At 62.6% G+C, this 21,362-nt stretch carries 20 protein-coding genes; 6 read left to right on the top strand and 14 right to left on the bottom strand.

Features of this window, described 5'->3' with window-relative positions:
- The first annotated feature begins 1 nt into the window (after position 1).
- Positions 2–988: an alpha-L-glutamate ligase-like protein gene (locus tag D3880_RS09990; RefSeq protein WP_119893319.1), complete on the top strand. Its 987-nt coding sequence runs from the start codon at positions 2–4 to the stop codon at positions 986–988.
- A gap of 64 nt (positions 989–1,052) precedes the next feature.
- On the opposite strand, the gene D3880_RS09985 is transcribed toward D3880_RS09990, so the two are convergent.
- The 7 genes from D3880_RS09985 to D3880_RS09955 form a co-directional block, all read right to left on the bottom strand.
- Positions 1,053–2,225, bottom strand: a complete 1,173-nt coding sequence (locus D3880_RS09985; RefSeq protein ID WP_119893318.1) for a MalM family protein — start codon at positions 2,223–2,225, stop codon at positions 1,053–1,055.
- A gap of 9 nt (positions 2,226–2,234) precedes the next feature.
- On the bottom strand, positions 2,235–3,827 hold the full coding sequence (locus tag D3880_RS09980) for an outer membrane protein transport protein (RefSeq protein ID WP_119893317.1): 1,593 nt from the start codon (positions 3,825–3,827) through the stop codon (positions 2,235–2,237).
- Between the two features lie 18 nt (positions 3,828–3,845).
- Positions 3,846–4,835, bottom strand: coding sequence for a transporter (locus D3880_RS09975; protein WP_420800869.1), 990 nt, complete (start codon positions 4,833–4,835; stop codon positions 3,846–3,848).
- 82 nt (positions 4,836–4,917) lie between these two features.
- Positions 4,918–5,679 (bottom strand): C39 family peptidase, encoded by a 762-nt coding sequence (locus D3880_RS09970; RefSeq protein WP_119893315.1) that lies wholly within the window; start codon positions 5,677–5,679, stop codon positions 4,918–4,920.
- A gap of 92 nt (positions 5,680–5,771) precedes the next feature.
- Entirely contained in the window at positions 5,772–6,242 is a 471-nt protein-coding gene (locus D3880_RS09965) for a DUF6160 family protein (protein WP_119893314.1), read from the bottom strand.
- 231 nt (positions 6,243–6,473) lie between these two features.
- On the bottom strand, positions 6,474–9,185 hold the full coding sequence (locus D3880_RS09960; protein WP_119893313.1) for a helix-turn-helix transcriptional regulator: 2,712 nt from the start codon (positions 9,183–9,185) through the stop codon (positions 6,474–6,476).
- A gap of 5 nt (positions 9,186–9,190) precedes the next feature.
- On the bottom strand, positions 9,191–11,902 hold the full coding sequence (locus D3880_RS09955) for a winged helix-turn-helix domain-containing protein (protein WP_119893312.1): 2,712 nt from the start codon (positions 11,900–11,902) through the stop codon (positions 9,191–9,193).
- A 152-nt stretch (positions 11,903–12,054) separates the two neighbouring features.
- Between D3880_RS09955 and pabB the strand changes: the two genes are divergently transcribed.
- Positions 12,055–13,404 (top strand): aminodeoxychorismate synthase component I, encoded by a 1,350-nt coding sequence (gene pabB / locus D3880_RS09950; RefSeq protein WP_119893311.1) that lies wholly within the window; start codon positions 12,055–12,057, stop codon positions 13,402–13,404.
- Between the two features lie 50 nt (positions 13,405–13,454).
- Here the strand turns inward: pabB and thrH are convergent, their stop codons facing one another.
- On the bottom strand, positions 13,455–14,072 hold the full coding sequence (gene thrH, locus D3880_RS09945; protein ID WP_119893310.1) for a bifunctional phosphoserine phosphatase/homoserine phosphotransferase ThrH: 618 nt from the start codon (positions 14,070–14,072) through the stop codon (positions 13,455–13,457).
- 189 nt (positions 14,073–14,261) lie between these two features.
- Here thrH and D3880_RS09940 point away from each other — a divergent pair, with 189 nt between their 5' ends.
- A complete protein-coding gene (locus D3880_RS09940; RefSeq protein WP_119893309.1) occupies positions 14,262–14,996 on the top strand; it encodes a phosphoadenylyl-sulfate reductase in 735 nt (244 codons plus the stop codon).
- Between the two features lie 4 nt (positions 14,997–15,000).
- Positions 15,001–15,348, top strand: a complete 348-nt coding sequence (locus tag D3880_RS09935) for a hypothetical protein (RefSeq protein ID WP_119893308.1) — start codon at positions 15,001–15,003, stop codon at positions 15,346–15,348.
- 60 nt (positions 15,349–15,408) lie between these two features.
- Here D3880_RS09935 and cysB read toward each other — a convergent pair whose 3' ends face one another.
- The 5 genes from cysB to D3880_RS09910 form a co-directional block, all read right to left on the bottom strand.
- Entirely contained in the window at positions 15,409–16,383 is a 975-nt protein-coding gene (cysB, locus tag D3880_RS09930) for an HTH-type transcriptional regulator CysB (protein WP_119893307.1), read from the bottom strand.
- A gap of 123 nt (positions 16,384–16,506) precedes the next feature.
- Positions 16,507–17,007, bottom strand: a complete 501-nt coding sequence (locus D3880_RS09925; protein ID WP_119893306.1) for a universal stress protein — start codon at positions 17,005–17,007, stop codon at positions 16,507–16,509.
- Positions 17,008–17,103: 96 nt separating this feature from the next.
- Positions 17,104–18,009 carry a 5'-nucleotidase gene (locus tag D3880_RS09920; RefSeq protein ID WP_119893305.1) on the bottom strand — a complete coding sequence of 302 codons (906 nt, stop codon included), beginning with the start codon at positions 18,007–18,009 and terminating at the stop codon, positions 17,104–17,106.
- Between the two features lie 7 nt (positions 18,010–18,016).
- Positions 18,017–18,973 (bottom strand): putative 2-dehydropantoate 2-reductase, encoded by a 957-nt coding sequence (locus D3880_RS09915; RefSeq protein WP_119893304.1) that lies wholly within the window; start codon positions 18,971–18,973, stop codon positions 18,017–18,019.
- Positions 18,973–19,332 (bottom strand): YbbN family protein, encoded by a 360-nt coding sequence (locus tag D3880_RS09910; protein WP_119893303.1) that lies wholly within the window; start codon positions 19,330–19,332, stop codon positions 18,973–18,975. Before D3880_RS09910 ends, D3880_RS09915 begins: the two co-directional genes overlap by 1 nt.
- Positions 19,333–19,356: 24 nt before the next feature.
- On the opposite strand from D3880_RS09910, the gene D3880_RS09905 reads away from it, so the two are divergent.
- Together D3880_RS09905 and D3880_RS09900 are read left to right on the top strand one after the other, a co-directional pair.
- On the top strand, positions 19,357–19,776 hold the full coding sequence (locus D3880_RS09905) for a PilZ domain-containing protein (protein ID WP_119893302.1): 420 nt from the start codon (positions 19,357–19,359) through the stop codon (positions 19,774–19,776).
- A 167-nt stretch (positions 19,777–19,943) separates the two neighbouring features.
- Complete coding sequence (locus tag D3880_RS09900) at positions 19,944–21,020, top strand: 3-deoxy-7-phosphoheptulonate synthase (protein ID WP_162934973.1); 1,077 nt, start codon at positions 19,944–19,946, stop codon at positions 21,018–21,020.
- Positions 21,021–21,076: 56 nt separating this feature from the next.
- Here D3880_RS09900 and D3880_RS09895 read toward each other — a convergent pair whose 3' ends face one another.
- Positions 21,077–21,358 (bottom strand): GNAT family N-acetyltransferase, encoded by a 282-nt coding sequence (locus D3880_RS09895; RefSeq protein ID WP_119893300.1) that lies wholly within the window; start codon positions 21,356–21,358, stop codon positions 21,077–21,079.
- Between the last annotated feature and the right edge of the window lie 4 nt (positions 21,359–21,362).

Below are 21,362 nucleotides of genomic sequence, written 5' to 3'. Positions count from 1 at the left end.
CATGTTCGGCCTGATCAAGCGATGGAAAGCCCTGGATGCCAAAGGCATCATGGGCATCAACCGGCGCAATGCGGACTACGTGCTGAAGTACAACCAACGGCACCTGTACCCGATTGTCGACGACAAGATCATCACCAAGCTGCGGGCTATCGAGGCGGGCATCCATGTTCCCGAGATGTACGGGATCATCGAGACCGAGAAGGAGATCGACAAGCTCAACGAGATCATCGGCGAGCGCAACGATTTCGTCATCAAGCCGGCGCAGGGCGCCGGCGGCGATGGCATCCTGGTGATCGCCGACCGCTTCGAGGAGCGCTACAAGACGGTTTCCGGCAAGATCATCAGCCATGATGAAATCGAGCACCAGATTTCCAACATCCTCACCGGCCTCTACTCGCTCGGCGGCCACCGCGACCGTGCGCTGATCGAGTATCGGGTGACTCCGGACCAGATCTTCAAGAGCATCAGCTATGAAGGCGTACCGGACATCCGCATCATCGTCCTCAAGGGCTACCCGGTGATGGCCATGCTGCGCCTGCCGACCCGGCAGTCGAACGGCAAGGCCAACCTGCACCAGGGCGCGATCGGTGTCGGCGTCGACTTGGCCACTGGCGTGACCCTGAGAGGCACCTGGCTGAACAACAAGATCAGCAAGCACCCCGATACCGCCAACGCGGTGGATGGCGTGCAACTGCCTGACTGGGACGGTTTCATGAAGCTCGCCTCCGGCTGCTACGAGCTGTGCGGCCTCGGCTACATCGGCGTGGACATGGTGCTGGACCAGGACAAGGGACCGCTGATTCTCGAGCTCAACGCCCGCCCCGGCCTGAACATCCAGATCGCCAACGACTGCGGCCTGACCAAGCGTACCCATGCGGTCGAGGCACGCCTGGCGGAGATGGAAGCCAAAGGCGTGGTCGAGACGCCGGAAGAGCGCGTGCGCTTCGCCCAACAGCTGTTCGGTCACGTGCAGCAAGCCGAACTCTGAGCGGTCATGCGCTCAGCAAAAAGCCCGGCAGCTAGCCGGGCTTTTTGCTTTTCACGGCGGCCATTCAGCGCACGATGGCCAGCTCGAAGCCACCTTCATCGCTGTGCGCATGGGCCTGCATGCCGGCCGTATCGACTGCCAGCTCCTGCAGCGGCCGTTTGAACGGCTTGTTGTCGAGGGTCTGCAGATGGCGATCCTCGTCGGTGGTCAGCAGCAGCACATAGCGCTCGCCCTCGGCGGCCTTGACAGGCACCGTGCCTTCGATGAAGGCATAGCGGTACCAGGTCTCGCCATGCAGCTGGTAGACCGCGTCGCTGACCAGGCGCGTCGGACGCTTGGCCTCGTCGAGGAACAGCAGCGAGGGATAGACCACCTGCTTGTTGGCGAAGCTGCGCACGCGCAGACCATAGGTCCGCTGCGAACGCGGCAGTTTCACCGCGGCGTAATAGCTGCGGCCCATGGGGAAATCGAAGCTCGGCGAGAAGCGGTTCAGCTCCTCATAGCGCGGTTCATCGGCCGACAGTTCACTGAAGGCGTCTTCCGCCAATTGTCCGCAGCATTGCGCCAGCAGGCTCTGGTAGAGCCCGTCGCCAGTGCTTTTGCTACCCGCCAGCAATGCCTGCATGGCGGCAGTCGGCTGGCCGTCCAGGGCCGGCAAAACGGCCGCCTTGCTGGAAAACTCGATCTGCCGGCCCTCGCTGAACTGGATCGGCTGGCCAGAGCTGGCAACGGCTTGGCGCCCCGCCGGCGGCAACGTCGAATTGCGCATCCGCCCCTGCTCGTCGACCCAGGTGTAGTACTGCTTGCTGTGTTCCGGACGAGCGAAACCGCGGCCTTCCAGCACATCGGCGTCGATGTACTCGCCGGAACGCTCGCCATTGGGCAACAACTGATCGGCCTGCCTGGCCAGCTGCTGGTCGCCGGCATAGAAGCTGTTCTGCAGATTGCCGCTGGCGTCCACCCAGGTGTAGTAGCGGCGCTTGCTCTCGCCACTGCTGGCGCTGCCCGGCCAGCGTGCCGCCTCGTCGTCGTTGAGCCGAGCCTGGTCACTCAGGCTGATACGCCGCGCCGCCTGGCGCTGCTGTTCGCCGTAGTGGCCATCAACGAAGGTGTTATGCACCCGCCCCTGCTCGTCCACCCAGGTCAGGTAACGGCCCTGGCTGGCACCCGCCCCGCTCGCCGCCAGCGTACAGAGCAGCAGAGCCAGGAGTTGCGGAATACGCACAAGTGTCGACATGGCGAAGGCTCAGAAGGTGGTCTGGTAGGTCAGCGCCAGGATATAGGCCTTGACGCTCGTGTCGACATCCAGATCGGCGTAGGGGTTGTAGACCATGCTGTCGATATCCGAACAGTTGATGTTGCAGCTGGAGCGGGCCGGGATGCTCTGCTTGCTGACCAGGTAGTTGAAGCCGATATCGATCAGCGTGTCCTTGTCCCAGCGATAGCCGAGGCCGAGCCCATACAGCTGGGCGTCGCCCAGCGGCGCGAGCACATCCGCCTGGTCATCCGGAATCGCCGAGGGCCTCGGCTCGTAGCCCGCGCGCAGGCTCAGACGGTCGTTGACCTCGTACTGGACGCCAAGCGCCCAACTCCACACCGACTCGTAATTGCGATCGAGGGTGATGGTGGTCGCCGTGGCGTTGTTGGGCGAGAACAGGCTGGCGATTTTCAGCACGTCCAGCGGCCGGTCGAACTCCAGTTTGAATTCGTTCCAGGCCGCATAGTCGGTCCATTTGACGTCGAAGTTGACCTGCCACTGCGGATGCGGCTTGAGCTTGATCCCGGTGGAAAAGTGCTGGGGATAGGTCAGGTCCATGGAGACGTTGCCCTGCTCCTCGTCGAACACGCCATCCGGGGTGATGCTGTTGAAGATGGCGCCGATCAGCGAGCTGTCCAGACCCTGCCAGAAGCCCTGCCAGTCCTGCGAATAGTCGACGCGATAACTGCCCTGCAGATGCATCTTCGCCTCGCTCTGATACACCGCGCCGAGGGCGAACCAGTCGTATGGCTCCCACAGGAAGCTAACGTTCCAGGTCGGCGACAGCGATTGCTGCATGTCGATGTCGAGGTTGGCGATATCGGTGAACGGGCCAAGGTCGCCGCCGCAGATATTCAGGAGGACCTCGAACGGGTTGCCGTCGACTGTACACAACGCGTCCTGCGCCACCCCGGTGAAGCCGGTGAGCACGCCCGGCGCGCGGAAGTCCTGGTTGAGCGCCACCGCCTGGTGGGAAAAACCGATCGACAGCCCCACCGCCAGCTCGTCATTCACCTGATAGCCCAGCGATGGGGAAAAGTAGGTGATCCGCTGCAACACCACTTCCTTGCCCTGATAACGCGCCGGGTCGTCGTCATCGCGCGAGTAGCCCAGCGCCTGCGGAGCATAAACGTCGGTGGCGAAGGTGAACTTCGAGCCCGGCGGATTGATCGACAGCCCAGCCAGCGGCGCGAACAATACTGGGACTTCGGTAGCGCCGCCGAGTCCGGGCAAATACATCGCCGCCGCGGTGGTGCGGCTGGAGCGATTGGCCACCGGGTCGTCGTCCAGGCCGAGGAAGTTGCTGCCGTAATCCGCTGGCGCGTCGAAGTCGGCGCGAATATCCATGACCCCGGTGAGGAACTTCACCATGGTCTGCCGGCCTTTCAGCTTGGTCAGCGCCGCCGGGTTGTAATGCACCGCATCGATGCCGCTGTAGTCGGCGGTAATGGCATTGCCCAGGGCCATCGCCTTGGGGTTGCCGATGGTCAGGTTTTGCGCCAGCTGCGCCTGCGCCAGCCCGGCCCAGAGCAGCGTGATCCCGGCAACCGCCCGCGCCAGCGGCGAAATACGCATAGTCATGACCTGTCCGCTCGCCGCTTATTGAGCCTTCAGGCCCTTGATATCCAGGGGCATCGACAGCCCCAGCAACACATCGGGCGAGTCTTCGGTCATTCCGAAACCGGCGTTGATGTTGACGATGTAGTCCGGCGAGGTCCGCAGCCCCAGGGAGAAGTTCATGATCGCACTGGTCTGCTCGGTGCCCTCGAAGCTGTCATCGGCGAAGGTGTAGGTCGGCTTGAAGCTGTGCGCCATCTGGTAGGAGGTGGACAGCGACACGTCATAGGACAGGGCATAGGCGAAGCCCATGCTCAAGTTGAGAGTCGAGCCCGGGTCGACCTTCTGCAGCTCGCGCCCGCCCCGCACCTGATGGATACCCGAGACCGGCACGTTGTAGGTGTACCCCGCCGAGCCGAACAGCACCACCGGGTCGATCACGTAGGACATGTTCACCCCACCACCGAGGCTGTAGAAGCCGCTGCCGGTGGCCAGGTCCTTGTCGCTGTTGATGTCGTAGGGGCTAGTGCCGGTCGGCAGGCCAATGGTGGCGAACAGGGTGGTGACCGGCTTGCCGCGCAGCGACGGCCAGGGCTGCCAGCGCAGGCTGGCGGAGATATCACCGAGGCTGTAGACGTCGATCTCGCGCTCGGTGTCGTACTTGGCCACCAGCGGCAAGCGCATGCTGAAGGTCAGGTTGTCCCATACGCCGTAATCGAAGGTGAAGGAGTTGGTGAAGGTGTGCTGCGCCTCGGCCTGCGACACCACGCTGAACACGTTGGTGCCGCTGCGCACGGTCTGGATCTGGGTATCGCGCAGCAGCGAATAGTCGAAGCCGTAGGTCAGCGTGCGCTCGCCCTTCTTCAGCAGGGTGTAGCTCTGTTCAGCGGCCTGGAACACCTGCTCCAGGGCCTTGGCGCTGTCGGCGTCGTCGTCTTTCTTGCTCAAGGCATCGCGCGCCTGGTCGACCCCGGATGCATTGACCGCAGACTCATCTGCCCATAGCGGTTGCGCCACCAGCAGCGCCAGCATGGCCAGCCATGCACACCCCTTCACATCCATCACGCTATCCCCAGTAATTTCTTGTTATGCCGGGCAGTGGATTGCCTCAAGATCATTTGCGACGGATGTATTGAATGTCGCCCCCAGAGCCCAATTCGTCGGCCTGGTTCTCGGTGAATTTGCTGATTTGCGGGAACTCGCGAAACGCCAGCAGGCTTATCGTGCGGTCATCGATGATGCGCAGATCGCGCTCGGCCAACGCCATGGCGTTGTGCGGTTCCTGACCGCTGGGAAAAATCACGAAGAGGACGTTCTGGTCCCAGATTTCCTCGAAACGGCTACGGGTAAAACTGATATTGCCGAGGGCCGGATCGGCGACGAACACGTGGTCGTTGTAGACGTCACGGACCACCACGAAATGCTTAAAGCCGGCATAGTGGATCGGCACGATGGCCGGATGTTCGAGCGCATCGAGGTCGGCGAATTCGGCGCGAAAGCCGCCACTCTTGTAGCCGAGGGCGCCGACGAAGCGCTTCATGTCGAGCAGGGAAAAACCGCGGCGCTCGACGATCTTGTCGGCCTCGCCGTAACGCAGCAGGCCTTCCATCACCTGGCGCTCTTCCAGATTGCGACCGAGGTAGTAGTCCAACAGGCTGGTCAGCGCGGCCGAGCCGCAGCTGTAGTCGTAGGCCTGACGGATCACATTGCGAAACTGCAGTTGGCTCATCGGCTCGAGAACCACCGACTCGCGCAGCGGGCCGTTGGGCACCAGCGCCTGGGTGATATTGACCGTTCCCGGCGCCGGCGGCTTGGTGTCCACCGCCTCGGTAAAGCCGAACAGGCCGATCAGGCTACCCAAGAGAATTTCGATCATCAGCAGTCCTGGTAAAGCGACTTTTCTTATCAGAAGAAAACCTTATCAGCCGAGGCTGATAAGGTTTTCCGAGGCTGGTGCGGTGAGCGAACTCAGTGGCCCCAGACCTTGATGGTGCTGCCACTCATGTTGATATCGGAAATCGCCAGGCCGCCGATATTGCTACCGCCAGTCAGGGCACCGGCGCTATAGGCACCGCCTACGTTGATTTTCCCTACCGACACGGTGCCAGTCATGGCCGGCAAGCCAATGGCCAACTGCTTGGTCGCTACGGCCGCACCACCACCGACCGGAGTGATGCTGGTGGTCACCACGTCAACCGTCAGCGGGGCGTTATCGTCAATGGTGAAACCGGTGATATCGATATCATTCAGGTTCAGCGCACCACCATCGTCGGTGTAGGCCACGTTGCCGATGGAACCGGAGAAGTCACCGGCAATGCTGATCCCGTCCTGACCGGTCACGCTCGCCAGAGTGCTGTCGTCCATGGCTTTCAGATCGGCCTGGGCCATGAACGGAGCAGCTAGAGCAGCAGCAAGAACCAGTTGTTTGAAGTTTTTCATTGTTGTTGTCTCCACAGTTCACAGATGAGGTTTTGCTGCCGCGGACTCCTGTCACCGACAGCTGGACCGGCTCACGCCGATCTCCAGGCTCGTGGTTGCTTCCCTAGTTACCGCAAGCCTGGATTCGTGAAGCACCGTGCTTCCCGCCCTGAACCTCAAGTTACTGATGCCACCCTCGGCTGCCAGCCTATCCAACGGATGGAGCACGGTCAGGCGGCACCCCAGGTGAACCTACAGCTCGCTCAGCAAGCCCATGCTCTTGCCCTTGAGTACCGCCTGGGTGCGGCTGCGCACCCCCAACTTGGAGAACAGATTGTGCAGATGCCACTTGATGGTGGCCTCCGACAAATGCACCGACTGAGCGATATCGCGGTTCGACAGACCCGCCGCCACGAAGCGCAGAATTTCCCGCTCCCTGTGGCTAACATCCTGATTTTCATCCAGGTTTTCATAGTCAACGGCCAGCCGGCGGCATTGTTCGCGAAGCATTTCGGCCAACCCGTGCCAGGCCGCGGCACGCTTCGGCTCGGCCGCTTGCCAGGCCTCCCAGAGCGGCAGCAGCCACAGGGCATCATCCTGAAACAGGCGGCGATAGCCGCTGCTCCAGGCTTCCTCCAGGGTCGACTGGAACAGGGCAAAGGCTTTTTCGCTGTTACCTTTGCGCCAATACGCCACAGAAAGTAACAAGGCCAAACGCAAGCGCCGGTCGCGCTGGTGCTCGGCCGTCTGTTTGGCCAGGCAGGCCTCCAGGCCGCTCTGGGCCCTGTCGGCCCGCCGCTCGCTGAGCGCCAGGCGTGCCTCGGCCAAGGCCAGGGCGGTGTTTGCATCGGGATAGCGCCCGACCGCCAGGCTGGCCAGATGCTGCTGCAATTGCAGGCAAACCCGCTCGGCCTCATTGGGACGGCGCAGCCACAGGAGAAACTGCACCTTGCAGCTCATGCCCAAGGCAAAGACCCGCTCGGAGCCGGCACCTTGCAATTCGGCCAGCCATTCGTCGAGCTGGGCCAGTCCCTGCTCCGCCTCGCCGGCAAAGAAGCGCCCCCGCGCCATCACCAGCTTGCCGCGACTGATCAACTCCACCGGCGTCGCCACGTCGCGCCAGGTGGTGGCCAGCGGCAGCTCGGCGAGGACCGCCGCGTGCCGATCCTGCTCGTAGAGCAGATCGGCATAGGCCAGCGCCAGCGGCCCACCGACCCGACTGCGTCGACCGAACACCCGCTCCACCCGCGCCCGCGCGGCTTCGGCCAGGGCTCTGCCGCGTTCCAGTTCGCCATGTTCCTTGCAGATCAGCGACTCGATCAGGCTGGTCATCACGTGCAGGTAGTCGCTGTCGGTCTGGCGCAGGTTGTCGCGCGCCACGGCGATCGCCTTGCCGGCTTCGCCGTACTCGCCCAGCAGTGCATAGGCCGCCGCCTGCACGCAGGACAGGCTGGCGCGGAACACCGGCTGGTTGCCGGGGACCAGGCTCAGCCAGTGGCGCGCGACTTTCAGGCAGTTCTCCAGCTTGTCCTGATACAGCAGCACCAGCGCCTTGAGCACCTGGACGATGGCGAACAGCTCCATCAGGCCGAAATGCATAGGCTTGCCGCGCCCCTGCAACAAGCGTGCGCTGATTTCCTCGATCAGCGCCTCGGCTTCGGCAAAGCGCTGATCGAACGCCAATTGCCAGGCATAGAAGATCTGGAACACCGGATGCTCGCGAATCACCTCGGCCGGCACGCTCTTGAGCATGGCGAGGATGCCGTACACGCGGTTGCCGGCAATCAGGTTGGCGCCCTGGCGTTCCAGTAAGTCGGCGGCGAACTGGAAGTCCCGCGCGCGCAAGGCGTATCTGATCGAACGATCCGGCAGTTCATGGCTCTCGCACCAGCGGGCCGCGGCATGCAGCAGCACCGAGGGATCGCCGCGCTTGGTCAGCCGCCCCTGCAGGAACTCGGCGAACAGCGGGTGATAGCGGAACCATTCGCCCTGCTCGTCCAGCGGGATCACGAACAGTTGCTCGTTCTGCAGACGCATCAGCATCTCCAGGCCGTCGCGCCGCCCGGTCAAAGCGTTGCACAGCTCGGCACTGAGTTCGTCGAGCACCGAAGTCTGGTCGAGAAACTGCTGCACAGTCTCCGGCAGGCTGGCGAGCACATCCTCGGCCAGATAGTCGGCAATATTGCGCTCGGTGCCGGACAGCCCGGCGAGAAACGCGGCCTGATTCGGATGCCGAGCCAGCGCCAGAGCCGCCAGATGCAAGGCCGTGATCCAGCCCTCGGTGCGCGCATGCAGCACGCTCAGCTCCGCGCTGGTCAAGCTCAGCTGCTTCACCTCGCGCAGGTAGCTGGCCGTTTCCTCGCTGCTCAAACGCAGATCGTCGGCTTTGAGCCAGCACACCCAGGACAGGTCCGTCTGCTGATCGAGCACCAATGGCTTGAAGCGCATGCTGGTGATCAGGTGCAGATTGCTCGGCAAATGCTCGACCAGGTAGCGCGCCGCCTTGCGCATGGACGGATGGCGGATGCGATGGAAGTCATCCAGCATCAGGTAGATGTCATCCTGCAGACGCCGGATATCGGAAAAGAAGGCATCGATCAGCGCCTCCAGCGGCCAGCTCGCATCCCCCTGCAGCAACCCCGTGATGTGGCTGCCGAAGCGCGGCACCACCGCCTCGATCGCCGCGACTAGATACTGCATCAGCCGTTGTGGTTCGCTGTCCGACTCATCACAGGACAGCCAGGCCACCTGCGCGCCGCTGGCGAGCAGACGTTGGCGGTACTGGCCGAGCAACGTGCTTTTGCCAAAGCCGGCAGGCGCACTGAGCAGCAGCAAGCGCTGCTCGCGGGCGGCGAACAGGCGCTCGAGCAAGGCCGTGCGCGGTAATTGCGCACGGCCTGTGACCGACGCCGGAAACAGCTTGGTGCGCAACAGCGGCAACGCATTCAGATTCGACACGGGCATGCTCCTCAGGCGAGCAGATTCAGTTCACGGGCGCGGCGGATGGCTTGCGTCCGGTTCCGCACCTTGAGCTTCTCGTAGATGTTGTGCAGGTGCCATTTGACCGTGCCCAGCGCCAGCGCCAGCTGCTGGCCGATCTCCTCGTTGGACATGCCGCGGGCCGCCAGGCACACCACCTCGCGCTCACGCTCGGTCAGCCCTTCGTCCAGCGCATCGAGGGATTTACGCGCCGCCTGCCCAGGCCAGATGCCGAGCAGGCCGCGAATGAAGCTCTGCAAGGCCGGCTGCCGCTCGGCCGCTTCCAACTGCTGCAGCAACTGGCGAATCGCCTCGCCCTCCTCGATGAACAGGTTGCGCACCCCTTCACGCTCGGCCGTGATCAGGCACTGCACCAGCAACGACTGCGCCCGTTCCTGGTAACCCAGGCGCTGGTAGCTGAGCGCTGCCAGCAGGTCCAGGCGCAGGCGCTGCAAACCGTGCCAGCCGTTTTGCAGCAAGCCACGCAGCTGCGTGATCTCGTGCAGCGCCTCGCTGTAGTGACCGCGCGCCTGCTGCAAACGAACCCGCGTCACCCCCTGCACCCAGAGCACCGGGTTGAAACTCATGCGCTGATAGCCGGCGGCCAGCTTGCTCCACTCCACGCTACTGAAGCGCTGCTCGGCGCGCTTGAGCCGGTCGGTGGCCGGCTCCTGCAGGATCAGGGCGATCTCCTCACCCACCGCCTGCGCATAGAAGCGCCAGGACTGATTGCGCGCCGCCAGGTTTTGCATCAGCACCAGGCTGGCCAAAGCTTCCTTGGGCTTGTCCAGCAGGCGCTGGCTACGCGCTAGACTGAGCATGCCCTGGGCATAGAGGTCGATCGGGTTGATCACATCGACCGTCGCCAGTGCCCAGCGCAAACGCGCCTCGATGTCCTCCAGGCGCGCCTGCTGATAAGCGATCAGCGACTCGGTGATGGTCGGCAGAACCAGGGCCCGCGAACGCTCGCCGAACCACGGCAGTACACGGGCATGCAACTGTTCGGACAGGAGTTGCGCCTGCTTGACCTGCCCCTGCTCGAGGTGCAGGAGGATCTCGACGTTGGCCAACTGCATGTCCAGATAGCGGCCTTCGAGGAAATGTTTGCGCTGCTGCGCCAGGGCCAGCAGCCTGCGCGCCTGTTCCGGTTGTGCCAGCATCACATGCGCCAGCGCACCGAGCAGCAGCATCGCCACTTCCAGGAACGCCGCGTGTTGCCCCAGTTGCCCCTCGGCTCTGCGCGCCAGGCTGACACAGCTTTCCAGATCGTCCTTCTGCATCGCCAACACCGACTTGATCGCCAGGGCGGCCAGAGCCTTATCGCTCAAGCCCCCCTCGGGCTTCTTGCTGCTCCAGCGCTCCAACTGCTCGTCGAGCATGCGATTGGCCTCGGGCAGCGACAGCGTGGCCGCCTGTGTCCAGACATCGGCCAGCACCAGCACCGGGTAGCGCTGGGCGATCTCATCCGGCACCTGCTGGCGCCAGCGGTAGATGAGGCTGAGCTGACCGCGGTTGATCAACTCCAGGCCACAGCCATCGATGAGCGCGGCGAGCATCTCCGGGTCATCGGCCAGACACGCGTGCTCGATGGCGAGGTTCTGCATATGGTGGTTGGTGAACCACAGGCTGGCATTAAAATGCAGCTGACTGAAACGCTCCGGGTCACGCTCCTTGAGCCGCGCGTGGAGAAAATCGGCAAACAGGTTATGGAAGCGATACCACTGCCGCTCGCGATCCAGCGGCAAAAGAAACAACTGCATGGACTCCAACTGCTCCAGCAGGGCCTGGCCATCCTGCCGACCGGTTAGGGCGTTGGCCAGATCACCACTCAGCTGCCGGGCCACCCCCAGCGCCAGCAGCACGCCCTGCATCTCCGCCGGCAGCTGCTCGAACACCGTGCGCAGCAGGTTGTTGCCGACCGCCACCTGATCGCTGCCGAACCTGGCTATCTGCTCCGGCGTCTGCGGCTGGTGGCGCAGCAGCAGCGCCGCCAGGTGCACGCCGATCATCCAGCCTTCGGTCTGGCCATACAGGGTATCGAGGGCCCGCTCGTCCAGTTGCAAGCCGCTGCGCTCCAGGTAATCGCGCGTCTCCGCCTTGCTCAGGCGCAGCTCTTGCGGACCGATTTCCAGCAATAGTTCCTTGGCCCGCCAGGTCGCCAGGCTCAAGGCCGGTTGCGCGCGGCTGCCGATGGCCAGAGTGAAGCCGGCCGGAGCGAGCCCCACCAGACGATTGAGCGCTGCCAGTAGCTCGCTGTCCTGTAGCAGGTGCAGGTCATCGAGCACCAGCAGCAAGGGCTGCTCGTGCTGGCACAGATTGGCCAGCAGGCTTTCCATGACCGCCGCTACTGGCACGCGCATGGTGTTGAGCAGAAAGGCCTGAGCATTGGCGCCCAGGCCCGGAATCTCCGCACCTAGCACTTTGATCAGCTGCTGGAAGAAACGCGACGGATCGTCGTCCTCCGAACCCAGGGACAACCAGGCGACCGCGTGCCCGGCCTGGCGCTGTCTTTCGGCGATGACCGCCAGTTCGGTGGTCTTGCCAAACCCCGCCGGCGCCGAGAACAGCAGCACTCGGGCATACGGATGCGCCGCCAGCGCGGCCTGAACCTGCGGACGCGCCAGATGCTCGATTGGAGCTTGAGGAAGGGTAAGTTTTGAGCGCAGTAAGCTGCCAACGGCTGGATCTAACACAACATCCATGGCCAGGTTCCTTGATCATTATTGTTGTAGTACGACCGAGCTTTACTACCCATACTTATCAGCCGCCGAAGCCAGAGTAAACCCGCCTTAGATGCTCTAGGACGAATGCTGGCGACGAATTACAATCGTCTCCCGAGCTGCCTGAGCCGCGCATGCCTACCTGTTCACTACACGCCTTGCCTTATCGGGCAGACCCCGCCGATTACTTTGCCGCCGTCCGCCATGCCCCCGGCGCGGTGCTGCTGGACGCCGGGCGACCCGCCGCCCAACGTGGACGCTATGACCTAATCAGCGCGTGGCCATTGGCGCAGCTGTCACTGGCAGCCGACGAATCGGCCAACGATTTTCTCCACCGTGTGCGCACCGCTCTAGCCCGGCTGGGACCGACCAGCCCCCCGGAAAACTGCGAGCTGCCTTTCGTCGGCGGCGTGATCGGCTATCTCTCCTATGACTTCGGCCGCCACCTCGAATCACTACCCATTCACGCCGTGGATGACCTGCATCTGCCCGATGCCTGCCTGGGCATTTATCCCTGGGCGCTGATCAGCGATCACCTGTTAGGCACCAGTCAGCTGGTCTTTCACCCCAGCCTCGCCACCAGCGAGCGGCAACGGCTGATCGCGCTGCTCAGTCAACCCGAGACGGCGCCAGGCCAACCGTTCCAGCTCAAAGAGGCATTCCGTGCCGACCTCAGCGAAGAGCGCTATCGCCAGTCCATCGAGCGCATTCAGGACTACATCCAGGCCGGCGACTGCTATCAGGTGAACTTCGCTCAGCGCTTCCGCGCACCGTGCCAGGGCGAACCCTGGAGCGCTTATCGCGCCCTGCGCGCCAGCTGCCCGACGCCGTTCGCCGGCTTTCTCGGGCTGGCCGATGGCGGCGCGATTCTCAGCCTGTCGCCCGAACGCTTTATCCATGTCAGCCAGGGTCGGGTAGAGACCCGGCCGATCAAGGGCACCCGCCCGCGCGGCCAGACTGCCGCGGAAGACGCAGCCCTGGCCGCCGAACTGCTCGCCAGCAGCAAGGACCGCGCGGAAAACCTGATGATCGTCGACCTGCTGCGCAACGACCTCGGCCGCAGCTGCACCACCGGCTCGGTACGGGTGCCGGAGCTGTTCGCCCTGGAGAGCTACCCCAACGTGCACCATCTGGTCAGCAGCGTCAGCGGCGAACTGGCGCCGGGCAAGGACGCCCTCGACCTGCTTGCCGGCAGCTTTCCCGGCGGCTCGATCACCGGCGCGCCGAAGATCCGCGCGATGCAGATCATCGACGAACTGGAGCCGACCCGCCGGGCCATCTACTGCGGTTCGCTGCTGTATCTCGACGTGCGCGGCGAAATGGACAGCTCCATCGCCATCCGCAGCCTGCTGGTGAAAGACGGCCAGGTCAGCTGCTGGGGTGGCGGCGGCATAGTCGCGGACTCCGATTGGCAGGCCGAATACCGCGAGTCGATCACCAAGGTGAAGGTGCTGCTGGATACCCTGGAACAGCTGCACCCCTGAGCCGGAAACGAAAAAGCCCGCCGAAGCGGGCTTTTTCTTGAGCTGGAACCTTACAGGCTCAGCGGCCGGCTGGACGCCTTGATGAACTCGCGCTTGAGGTCTTCGTAGGTGTGCACCGCCGGGAATTGCGGGAACTCACGGATCACGTTGTCCGGGGCATGGAACAGGATGCCGGCGTGGGCTTCGCTGAGCATGGTGGTGTCGTTGTACGAGTCGCCGGCGGCGATCACGCGGTAGTAGAGGCTCTTGAAGGCGAGCACCGACTGGCGCTTGGGGTCCTTCTGGCGCAGCTGGTAATCCACCACACGATCGGTCTCGTCGGTGATCAGCTTGTGGCACAGCAGGGTCGGGAAGCCCAGTTGACGCATCAGCGGCTGGGAAAACTCGTAGAAGGTGTCGGAGAGGATCACCACCTGGAAGCGCTCGCGCAGCCAGTCGACGAACTCCACCGCGCCGTCCAGCGGCTTGAGGGTGGCGATCACTTCCTGGATGTCGGCCAGCTTCAGGCCGTGCTCGTCGAGGATGCGCAGACGCTGCTTCATCAGCACGTCGTAGTCAGGAATATCCCGGGTGGTCGCCTTGAGCGCATCGATACCGGTTTTTTCAGCGAAGGCGATCCAGATTTCCGGAACCAGGACCCCTTCCAGGTCGAGACAGGCGATTTCCACAGGACACTCCCAGAGAGCTAGCAAGAAGAAGGCGGCACTCTATCCGCTCGTCCCGGACCGCGCAACGCAGGCCTTATATCCAAAAGCCTTAGCTATGCTTTCACATGGTTATTTAGGGGCATATCTCCGATTTGTTACCATCGCCGCCATAGAGCGTGTCAACGCCGCCATAACTAGGAAGCCTGCCTGATGAGCCACCCTTTCGACGTCGCCGAACTGGCCGCAACTTACGCCAACAAATCCCCCCAGGACATCCTCAAACTCGCCTTCGAACATTTCGGCGACGACCTGTGGATCTCCTTCAGCGGCGCCGAAGACGTGGTGCTGGTGGACATGGCCTGGAAACTCAACAAGAACGTCAAGGTGTTCAGCCTGGATACCGGCCGCCTGCATCCGGAGACCTATCGTTTCATCGATCAGGTCCGCGAGCATTACCAGATCGCCATCGAAGTGCTCTCCCCCGACCCGCGCCTGCTCGAACCCCTGGTCAAGGAAAAGGGCCTGTTCAGCTTCTACAAGGATGGCCACGGCGAATGCTGCGGCATCCGCAAGATCGAGCCGCTGAGGCGCAAGCTGAGCACTGTCAGCGCCTGGGCCACCGGCCAGCGCCGCGACCAGAGCCCCGGCACCCGCAGTGCGGTGGCGGTCCTTGAAGTGGACTCGGCGTTCTCCACTGCCGACAAGCCACTGTACAAGTTCAACCCGCTGGCGCAGATGAGCAGCGAGGAGGTCTGGGCCTATATCCGCATGCTCGAACTGCCCTACAACAGCCTGCACGAGCGCGGCTTCATCAGCATCGGCTGCGAGCCCTGCACCCGTCCGGTGCTGCCCAACCAGCATGAACGCGAAGGCCGCTGGTGGTGGGAGGAAGCCACCCAGAAGGAATGCGGCCTGCACGTCGGCAACCTGATCGCGAAGAGTTGAACCGATGCGTATCACCCTGGTGAAGAAAATCCTGGCCGACGGCCAGGACTGCCGCAAATGTCGCGACGTGCTGGAACAACTCGAACGACGCGGCCACCTGGGGCGCATCGACCGCATTCTAGTCGCCGACGAGCGCGACCCCGGCAGCGCCGGCTGGATGGTGGCGCAGCACTACGGCGTGGATGCCGCGCCGTTCTTCGTGGTCCGCCACGACGATGGCCGCGAGCAGGTTTACAGCGTATTTCTCGCCTTCCTGCATGAGGTGCTCGAGCCTCGGCAGAGCGACGCGCCCAGCGATACGCGCGCGAGCCTGGCCGAGCTGGCTAAACGCGACGGCCTCGACATGCTCTGAAGCGTTTACACACAAAAAAGCCCGGCCAAGTGCCGGGCTTTTTTTGTGTTGCTGGCCGCCTCAGTAGGTCGGCAGCTCGACATCGTGGAACAACTCTTCCAGCTCGGACTTGTTGTGGCATTGCACCGCCTGGGCCAGCACGTCGCGGGTCAGGTGCGGGGCGAACTTCTCGATGAAATCGCACATGAAACCGCGCAGGAAGGTGCCACGGCGGAAACCGATCTTGGTCACACTGGACTCGAACAGCTCACTGGCATCCAGCACCACCAGGTCAGTATCGAGTTTGGTGTCCACCGCCATCTTGGCCACGATGCCAACACCCAGACCGAGGCGCACGTAGGTCTTGATCACGTCGGCGTCGGCGGCGGTGAACACCACTTTCGGTGATAGACCGCGGTGATTGAAGGCCTCGTCGAGCTTGGAGCGCCCGGTGAAACCGAACACATAGGTGACGATCGGGTGTTCGGCCAAGGCCTCCAGGGTCAGCTTCGGCAGCTTGATCAGCGGATGACCTTGCGGCACCACGACACAGCGGTTCCAGCGGTAGCACGGCATCATCACCAGATCGCCGAACAGCTCCAGCGCCTCGGTGGCGATGGCGAAATCCACGGTGCCGTCGGCCGCCATCTCGGCGATCTGCATCGGCGTGCCCTGGTGCATATGCAGGGAGACATCCGGATATTGCTTGATGAAGCTGCTGATGATCGGCGGCAGGGCATAGCGCGCCTGGGTGTGGGTGGTGGCGATCGACAGCGTGCCTTTCTTCTCGTTGGAGAACTCCTGGGCGATCTGCTTGATGCTCTCGACCTTGCGCAGAATCTCCCCGGCCGTAGTGATAATGCGCTCGCCGGCCGGGGTCACCCGGGTCAGGTGCTTGCCACTGCGGGCGAACACCTCGACTCCCAGCTCGTCCTCCAACAAACGGATCTGCTTGCTGATGCCGGGCTGCGAGGTGTACAGACTTTGGGCCGTGGCGGACACATTGAGGTCGTGGTGCGCTACTTCCCAGATGTAACGCAATTGCTGAAGCTTCATAGATTTCCCTCAAAGCAAGAATACGGCGCTGTGGACTCGAGCGGCGTCATATAACCATATTAATGGTTAGAAGAATAAAGCTAGACGTTTTTCTCAGACTTGCATGCCATTCGTCTAACAGGCTCACATCTCCCCACGGCCCCGATGCTGCAGCATCGGCACCAGATACACCGGTACTTCGGACAATTGCAGCAGCCGAGCGGCTGTCCGCCCCATCGGCGCCTCCGCCTCCGCCCCATGGCTATGGCTGCCGATGACCAGTAGATCCACCGCCAGTCTTTTGCTTTCTTCGAGAATCACCTGCGGTGGATCGCCCTGCACCACCCGCACGGCACGGATCATCGTCATGTCCTGCTGGGCTTCGTTCAGCTCGTCGCGAAAGGCCTCCAGCACCCGCTGTTCGATACTCGACATGACCGTCGGCAGCCCCTTGCTCTGCATCTCCTCGAGGGTGTCCTGGTCCAGATAGGTTTTCAGCATCGACTCGGCGAACAGACTCATGGGTTCGACCGCATGAATCACATAGAGCTCGGCACGAAAGGCCTGGATCAGAGCCAGAGCGTGCTGCAATACGAAGGGGGCGTACAGACCAAGATCTGTGGCGTAGAGAATCGAACGGATCATGCATTCTCCTCGACTGCCGGCCTGGGGGTCTTGTTTGAGCTTAGCAGCGCCAAGCACAACGCAACGGCGCCAGGCCGCGCCGGGATGAGCGGCAGGTTAGAGCTGCGGCTCGTTGCTGATCCCGTGCGGAACATGGCCGGTGGCGACCAGCTCGCGGGCTTTTTCGCAATGCCCCAACTGGTCGTCGAAAAACACATCGGCAGCGAAGGTTTCGAGAATCGCCGCCTTTTCCAGGCCACCGAGAAAGAAGGACTCGTCCAGGCGGATATTCCACTCACGCAGCGTGCGAATGACCCGTTCATGGGCCGGCGCCGAGCGTGCCGTCACCAGGGCCGTACGGATCGGGCAGGCCTCGCTGGGGAACTCCTGCTGCAATCGGTGTAACGCCGCGAGAAACGGTTTGAACGGCCCGCCTCCTAGCAGCTCACGCGCCGATTCGCGCTCATGATTCTGGAAGGCCGCCAGACCATCTTGCTGGTAGACCCGCTCGGATTCATCGGAAAACAGCACCGCATCGCCGTCGAAGGCGATGCGCAACTCGGTGCTGGCCGCCCGCCGCGCGCCCCCGGAAAGAATGGTGGCCGCACCGAAACCGGACTTCAGTGCGCTGCGCACATCCTCGGCATGAGTGGAGAGAAACAGCTGGCAGCCGAACGCCGCCAGGTAGGGATCGGGGCTGCGCCCGCCGACGAAGGCCGCGCGGGAAATCCCGAGACCATAGTGCTGAATCGAGTTGAACGCCCGCAGCCCGGTATCCGCACTGTTGCGCGAGACCAGGATCACCTCGACCCGCGATTGTCCCAGCGTGGAGTTGAGGCCAAGCAGCTTTTCCACCAAGGGAAAGGCATCCCCCGGCGCAAGAATCTCGTCCTCATGATCGATCTGATACTGGCGATAGGCCTCGACCCCCTCGGTCTCGTAGATCCGATGGCTATCGCGTAAATCGAACAAGGCACGTGAAGAAATCGCCAATACCAGCTTATCGCCCAATCCCTTGCTCATATCGACCTCAGCTCAGATTGCGTTCATCGAGAAAACGTAAAGCCAGATACAGCGCCTGTATGCGTGGCAACTCGCAGCCTGCCTGCGCCGCGGCCTGCAGTGGCGCGGCATAGATGGCCTGCAACTCCAGCGGCCGGCGCTGGACATAGTCGTGGTACATGCTCGGCAGATAGTCCGGAGTGCGGTCGGTCGCCGCCAGCAGTTGGCCGACATAGCCTTCCGGTACCTGATGCCCGCAGGCCGCCGCCCCCTGCACCACTTCCTGCATGATCGCCCGAATCAGCGCCCGACTGTCGGCTTGGGCCATCAAGGCCGTGGTCCCGGCATTCAGCAGCACCGACAAGCCGTTGTAGGGCACATTCCATACCAGCTTCTGCCAGCGTGCCTGCTGCAGATTAGCCACCGCGGTGGAATCGATACCGGCCGCCCGAAACAGTGCCGCGCCCTCTTCCACTATGGTTTGCCGCGCCGCTTGGTCGATGGCAGGACCGGAGTGATAGCCGAGGTTCACCGCTCCCAGCGACTGGTGCTCGATCACCCCGGGCGCGGCGCGATGCACGCAGATAAAGCAGAGACCGCCCAGCAGATGCAGCGAGTCCGGCAGCAAAGGTCGCAGACGTTCCTCCACCATCAGCCCATTCTGTAGCAGCACTACCTTGGCGCCACTGGCCGCGGCCTGGCTGATCGCCGGCGCCAACGCCTCATTGCTGGTGGTCTTGGCCCCGACCAGCAGCCAGTCGCAAGGTGGCATCTGCGTCGCCGACGGATAGGCCTGGACTGGGGCCAGGCTGAGCGCTCCGTGAACCACACTGTTCAGCTGCAAGCCGCGCTCGGCCACTGCAGCGTATTCACTGCGCAGCAGAAAGTGCACATCGAAACCGGCGCGTGCCAGCAACAAGCCATAGAAACCACCGATGGCGCCGGTACCGATGATGCCAATGCGCGGACGTTTCAAATCAGACATCAGGGAAGCTCCTCGACGGGCCGACGCAATGCCCGTCCCATAGCAGCAGTCAAATCAGCAGCACTCAAGCGCGCTTGCAAGGTGCCGTAGAACTGACCATCACGGACCACGAACAGCGCCGGCAAATGAAAGACCTCGTAGCGTTCGACCAAGCCGCCATTGTCGCCCGCGTCTACCCAGCACAGGCGGGCGATCGGCAAAGCCATCCTCGGCAGCTCGCGGCGCGCCCAGCGGCAGCTGGCACAACCTATGCTGGTAAATATCAGCAGCGAAGTACCGGGCAAATCGAGCAATTGACGATCGGCATCCAAATCCGTCAGCTCCAGTTCGGTCACTACACTGTTTAAAGCGATATCCATTTGCCCCACCCGGAGTTCGTCTTCATGCGCCAATTCCTACGTCATCCCAGCGAGCTGCCTGTGGAGCTGATTCAGCGCAAGCACGCCTTCCTGCCCAAGCAGCGCCTGCACAATATCAGCTTGGGCGGTGTGGCCTGTAACTCGAGCAAGAGCTTTCGCCGCGGTACCGCCGTGGAACTGTGCATCCCCCTGCTGGGCGATCAGGCGCGCTGTGCCGGCGTGGTCGCCTGGTGCCGCAAGCAGCTTGACGACTACCTGATCGGCATCGCTTTCATCGACGAGGATTCGCTGTTCCGCGCTCGGATGGTCGAGCAGATCTGCCAGATCGAACAGTATCGACAGCAGCGCGAGCAACAAGCTGGGCAGCCCTTACCGGTAGAAGCTGTTGCCCAGGAATGGATCGCGCAACATGCCGCCGACTTTCCCAGCGCCCGCCTGAACTAGCCGTTTCGCCACTTCCCGGCTGATTAAACCGCCCCCGCCCATTGTCGAGCCGGCGTGTAACGCGCTAAGGTTCCTTACCCCGTTGCGCCCATAATGCTGTGCTCCGCCGCGCGGGGATGGCTGGCGGCCGGCACCCGTGACCTGACTCTGAGCTGATGAATAGCACGATGGCTGATTTACCGATCGACGATCTCAACGTCGCTTCCAACGAAACCCTGATCACACCTGATCAGCTGAAGCGCGAAATTCCCCTCACCGACGCCGCTTTGCACACTGTTGCCAAGGGTCGCGAAGTGATCCGCGACATTCTCGATGGCCAGGATCATCGTCTGTTCGTGGTCGTGGGTCCCTGCTCGATTCACGACATCAAGGCCGCCCACGAATATGCTGCGCGCTTGAAGGTGTTGGCGGAAGAAGTGGCCGATACCCTGTATCTGGTGATGCGGGTGTATTTCGAGAAGCCGCGTACCACTGTCGGTTGGAAAGGCCTGATCAACGATCCATATCTGGATGACTCGTTCAAGATCCAGGACGGCTTGCACATCGGTCGCCAGCTCTTGCGTGACCTGGCGGAGATGGGCTTGCCAACCGCTACCGAGGCGCTCGACCCAATTTCCCCGCAATACCTGCAGGACCTGATCAGCTGGTCGGCCATCGGCGCGCGCACCACCGAATCCCAGACCCACCGCGAGATGGCTTCCGGCCTGTCCTCCGCCGTGGGCTTCAAGAACGGCACCGACGGCGGCCTGACCGTAGCAATCAACGCCCTGCAGTCGGTCTCCAGCCCGCACCGCTTCCTCGGCATCAACCAGCAAGGCGGCGTCTCCATCGTCACCACCAAAGGCAATGCCTACGGCCATGTGGTTCTGCGCGGCGGTAACGGTAAGCCGAACTACGACTCGGTCAGCGTGGCCATCTGCGAGCAGGAACTGACCAAGGCAGACATCCGCCCGAACATCATGGTCGACTGCAGTCACGCCAACTCCAACAAGGATCCGGCTCTGCAGCCACTGGTCATGGACAACGTTGCCAACCAGATCCTCGAAGGCAACCAGTCCATCGTCGGTCTGATGGTGGAAAGCCATCTAGGTTGGGGCAACCAGGCGATCCCGAAAGATCTCTGTGAACTCAAGTACGGTGTTTCCATCACCGATGCCTGCATCGACTGGGAAACCACTGAGAAGAGCATCCGCAGCATGCACGCCAAGCTCAAGGACGTACTGCCCAAGCGTCAGCGCGGCTGAGCAAGCAGAAATGAAAACGCCGGGCAATTGCCCGGCGTTTTTTTATCTCAAAGAGCTCAGTTCCTTACAGCGTGACGCTGCCTGCGCTCCATATAACGTTCAACATAAGAACACGACGGAATCACCGTGTAGCCCATCCGTTCGGCATACTCCAGCGCGCGCTCGGTGAGCGCGGCGGCAATGCCACGGCCACGCAGGGAGTTCGGCACGTAAGTCCGATAGATGTCCAGGGTCTGCTTACCCAGGTCCATGTAAGCCAGGTAGGCGCGATCACCATTCACGATGGTTTCAAACTGATGACCTGCCTGGTCATGGTTAATGGATAGCACCTCGCTCATCGCT

Origin of the sequence: Pseudomonas cavernae (assembly GCF_003595175.1) — a bacterium.
GTDB classification, from domain to species: domain Bacteria; phylum Pseudomonadota; class Gammaproteobacteria; order Pseudomonadales; family Pseudomonadaceae; genus Aquipseudomonas; species Aquipseudomonas cavernae.
The sequence above is the reverse complement of the archived record's forward strand: the minus strand, read 5'-3'. Positions and strand labels throughout refer to the sequence as shown.

Coding starts and splice junctions, on each gene's coding strand:
- D3880_RS09990 (WP_119893319.1), top strand. CDS start 2: ATGTTCGGCCTGATCAAGCGATGGAAAGCCCTGGATGCCAAAGGCATC.
- D3880_RS09985 (WP_119893318.1), bottom strand. CDS start 2,225: ATGTCGACACTTGTGCGTATTCCGCAACTCCTGGCTCTGCTGCTCTGT.
- D3880_RS09980 (WP_119893317.1), bottom strand. CDS start 3,827: ATGACTATGCGTATTTCGCCGCTGGCGCGGGCGGTTGCCGGGATCACG.
- D3880_RS09975 (WP_420800869.1), bottom strand. CDS start 4,835: ATGCTGGCGCTGCTGGTGGCGCAACCGCTATGGGCAGATGAGTCTGCG.
- D3880_RS09970 (WP_119893315.1), bottom strand. CDS start 5,679: ATGATCGAAATTCTCTTGGGTAGCCTGATCGGCCTGTTCGGCTTTACC.
- D3880_RS09965 (WP_119893314.1), bottom strand. CDS start 6,242: ATGAAAAACTTCAAACAACTGGTTCTTGCTGCTGCTCTAGCTGCTCCG.
- D3880_RS09960 (WP_119893313.1), bottom strand. CDS start 9,185: ATGCCCGTGTCGAATCTGAATGCGTTGCCGCTGTTGCGCACCAAGCTG.
- D3880_RS09955 (WP_119893312.1), bottom strand. CDS start 11,902: ATGGATGTTGTGTTAGATCCAGCCGTTGGCAGCTTACTGCGCTCAAAA.
- pabB (WP_119893311.1), top strand. CDS start 12,055: ATGCCTACCTGTTCACTACACGCCTTGCCTTATCGGGCAGACCCCGCC.
- D3880_RS09940 (WP_119893309.1), top strand. CDS start 14,262: ATGAGCCACCCTTTCGACGTCGCCGAACTGGCCGCAACTTACGCCAAC.
- D3880_RS09935 (WP_119893308.1), top strand. CDS start 15,001: ATGCGTATCACCCTGGTGAAGAAAATCCTGGCCGACGGCCAGGACTGC.
- cysB (WP_119893307.1), bottom strand. CDS start 16,383: ATGAAGCTTCAGCAATTGCGTTACATCTGGGAAGTAGCGCACCACGAC.
- D3880_RS09925 (WP_119893306.1), bottom strand. CDS start 17,007: ATGATCCGTTCGATTCTCTACGCCACAGATCTTGGTCTGTACGCCCCC.
- D3880_RS09920 (WP_119893305.1), bottom strand. CDS start 18,009: ATGAGCAAGGGATTGGGCGATAAGCTGGTATTGGCGATTTCTTCACGT.
- D3880_RS09915 (WP_119893304.1), bottom strand. CDS start 18,973: ATGTCTGATTTGAAACGTCCGCGCATTGGCATCATCGGTACCGGCGCC.
- D3880_RS09910 (WP_119893303.1), bottom strand. CDS start 19,332: ATGGATATCGCTTTAAACAGTGTAGTGACCGAACTGGAGCTGACGGAT.
- D3880_RS09905 (WP_119893302.1), top strand. CDS start 19,357: ATGCGCCAATTCCTACGTCATCCCAGCGAGCTGCCTGTGGAGCTGATT.
- D3880_RS09900 (WP_162934973.1), top strand. CDS start 19,944: ATGGCTGATTTACCGATCGACGATCTCAACGTCGCTTCCAACGAAACC.
- D3880_RS09895 (WP_119893300.1), bottom strand. CDS start 21,358: ATGAGCGAGGTGCTATCCATTAACCATGACCAGGCAGGTCATCAGTTT.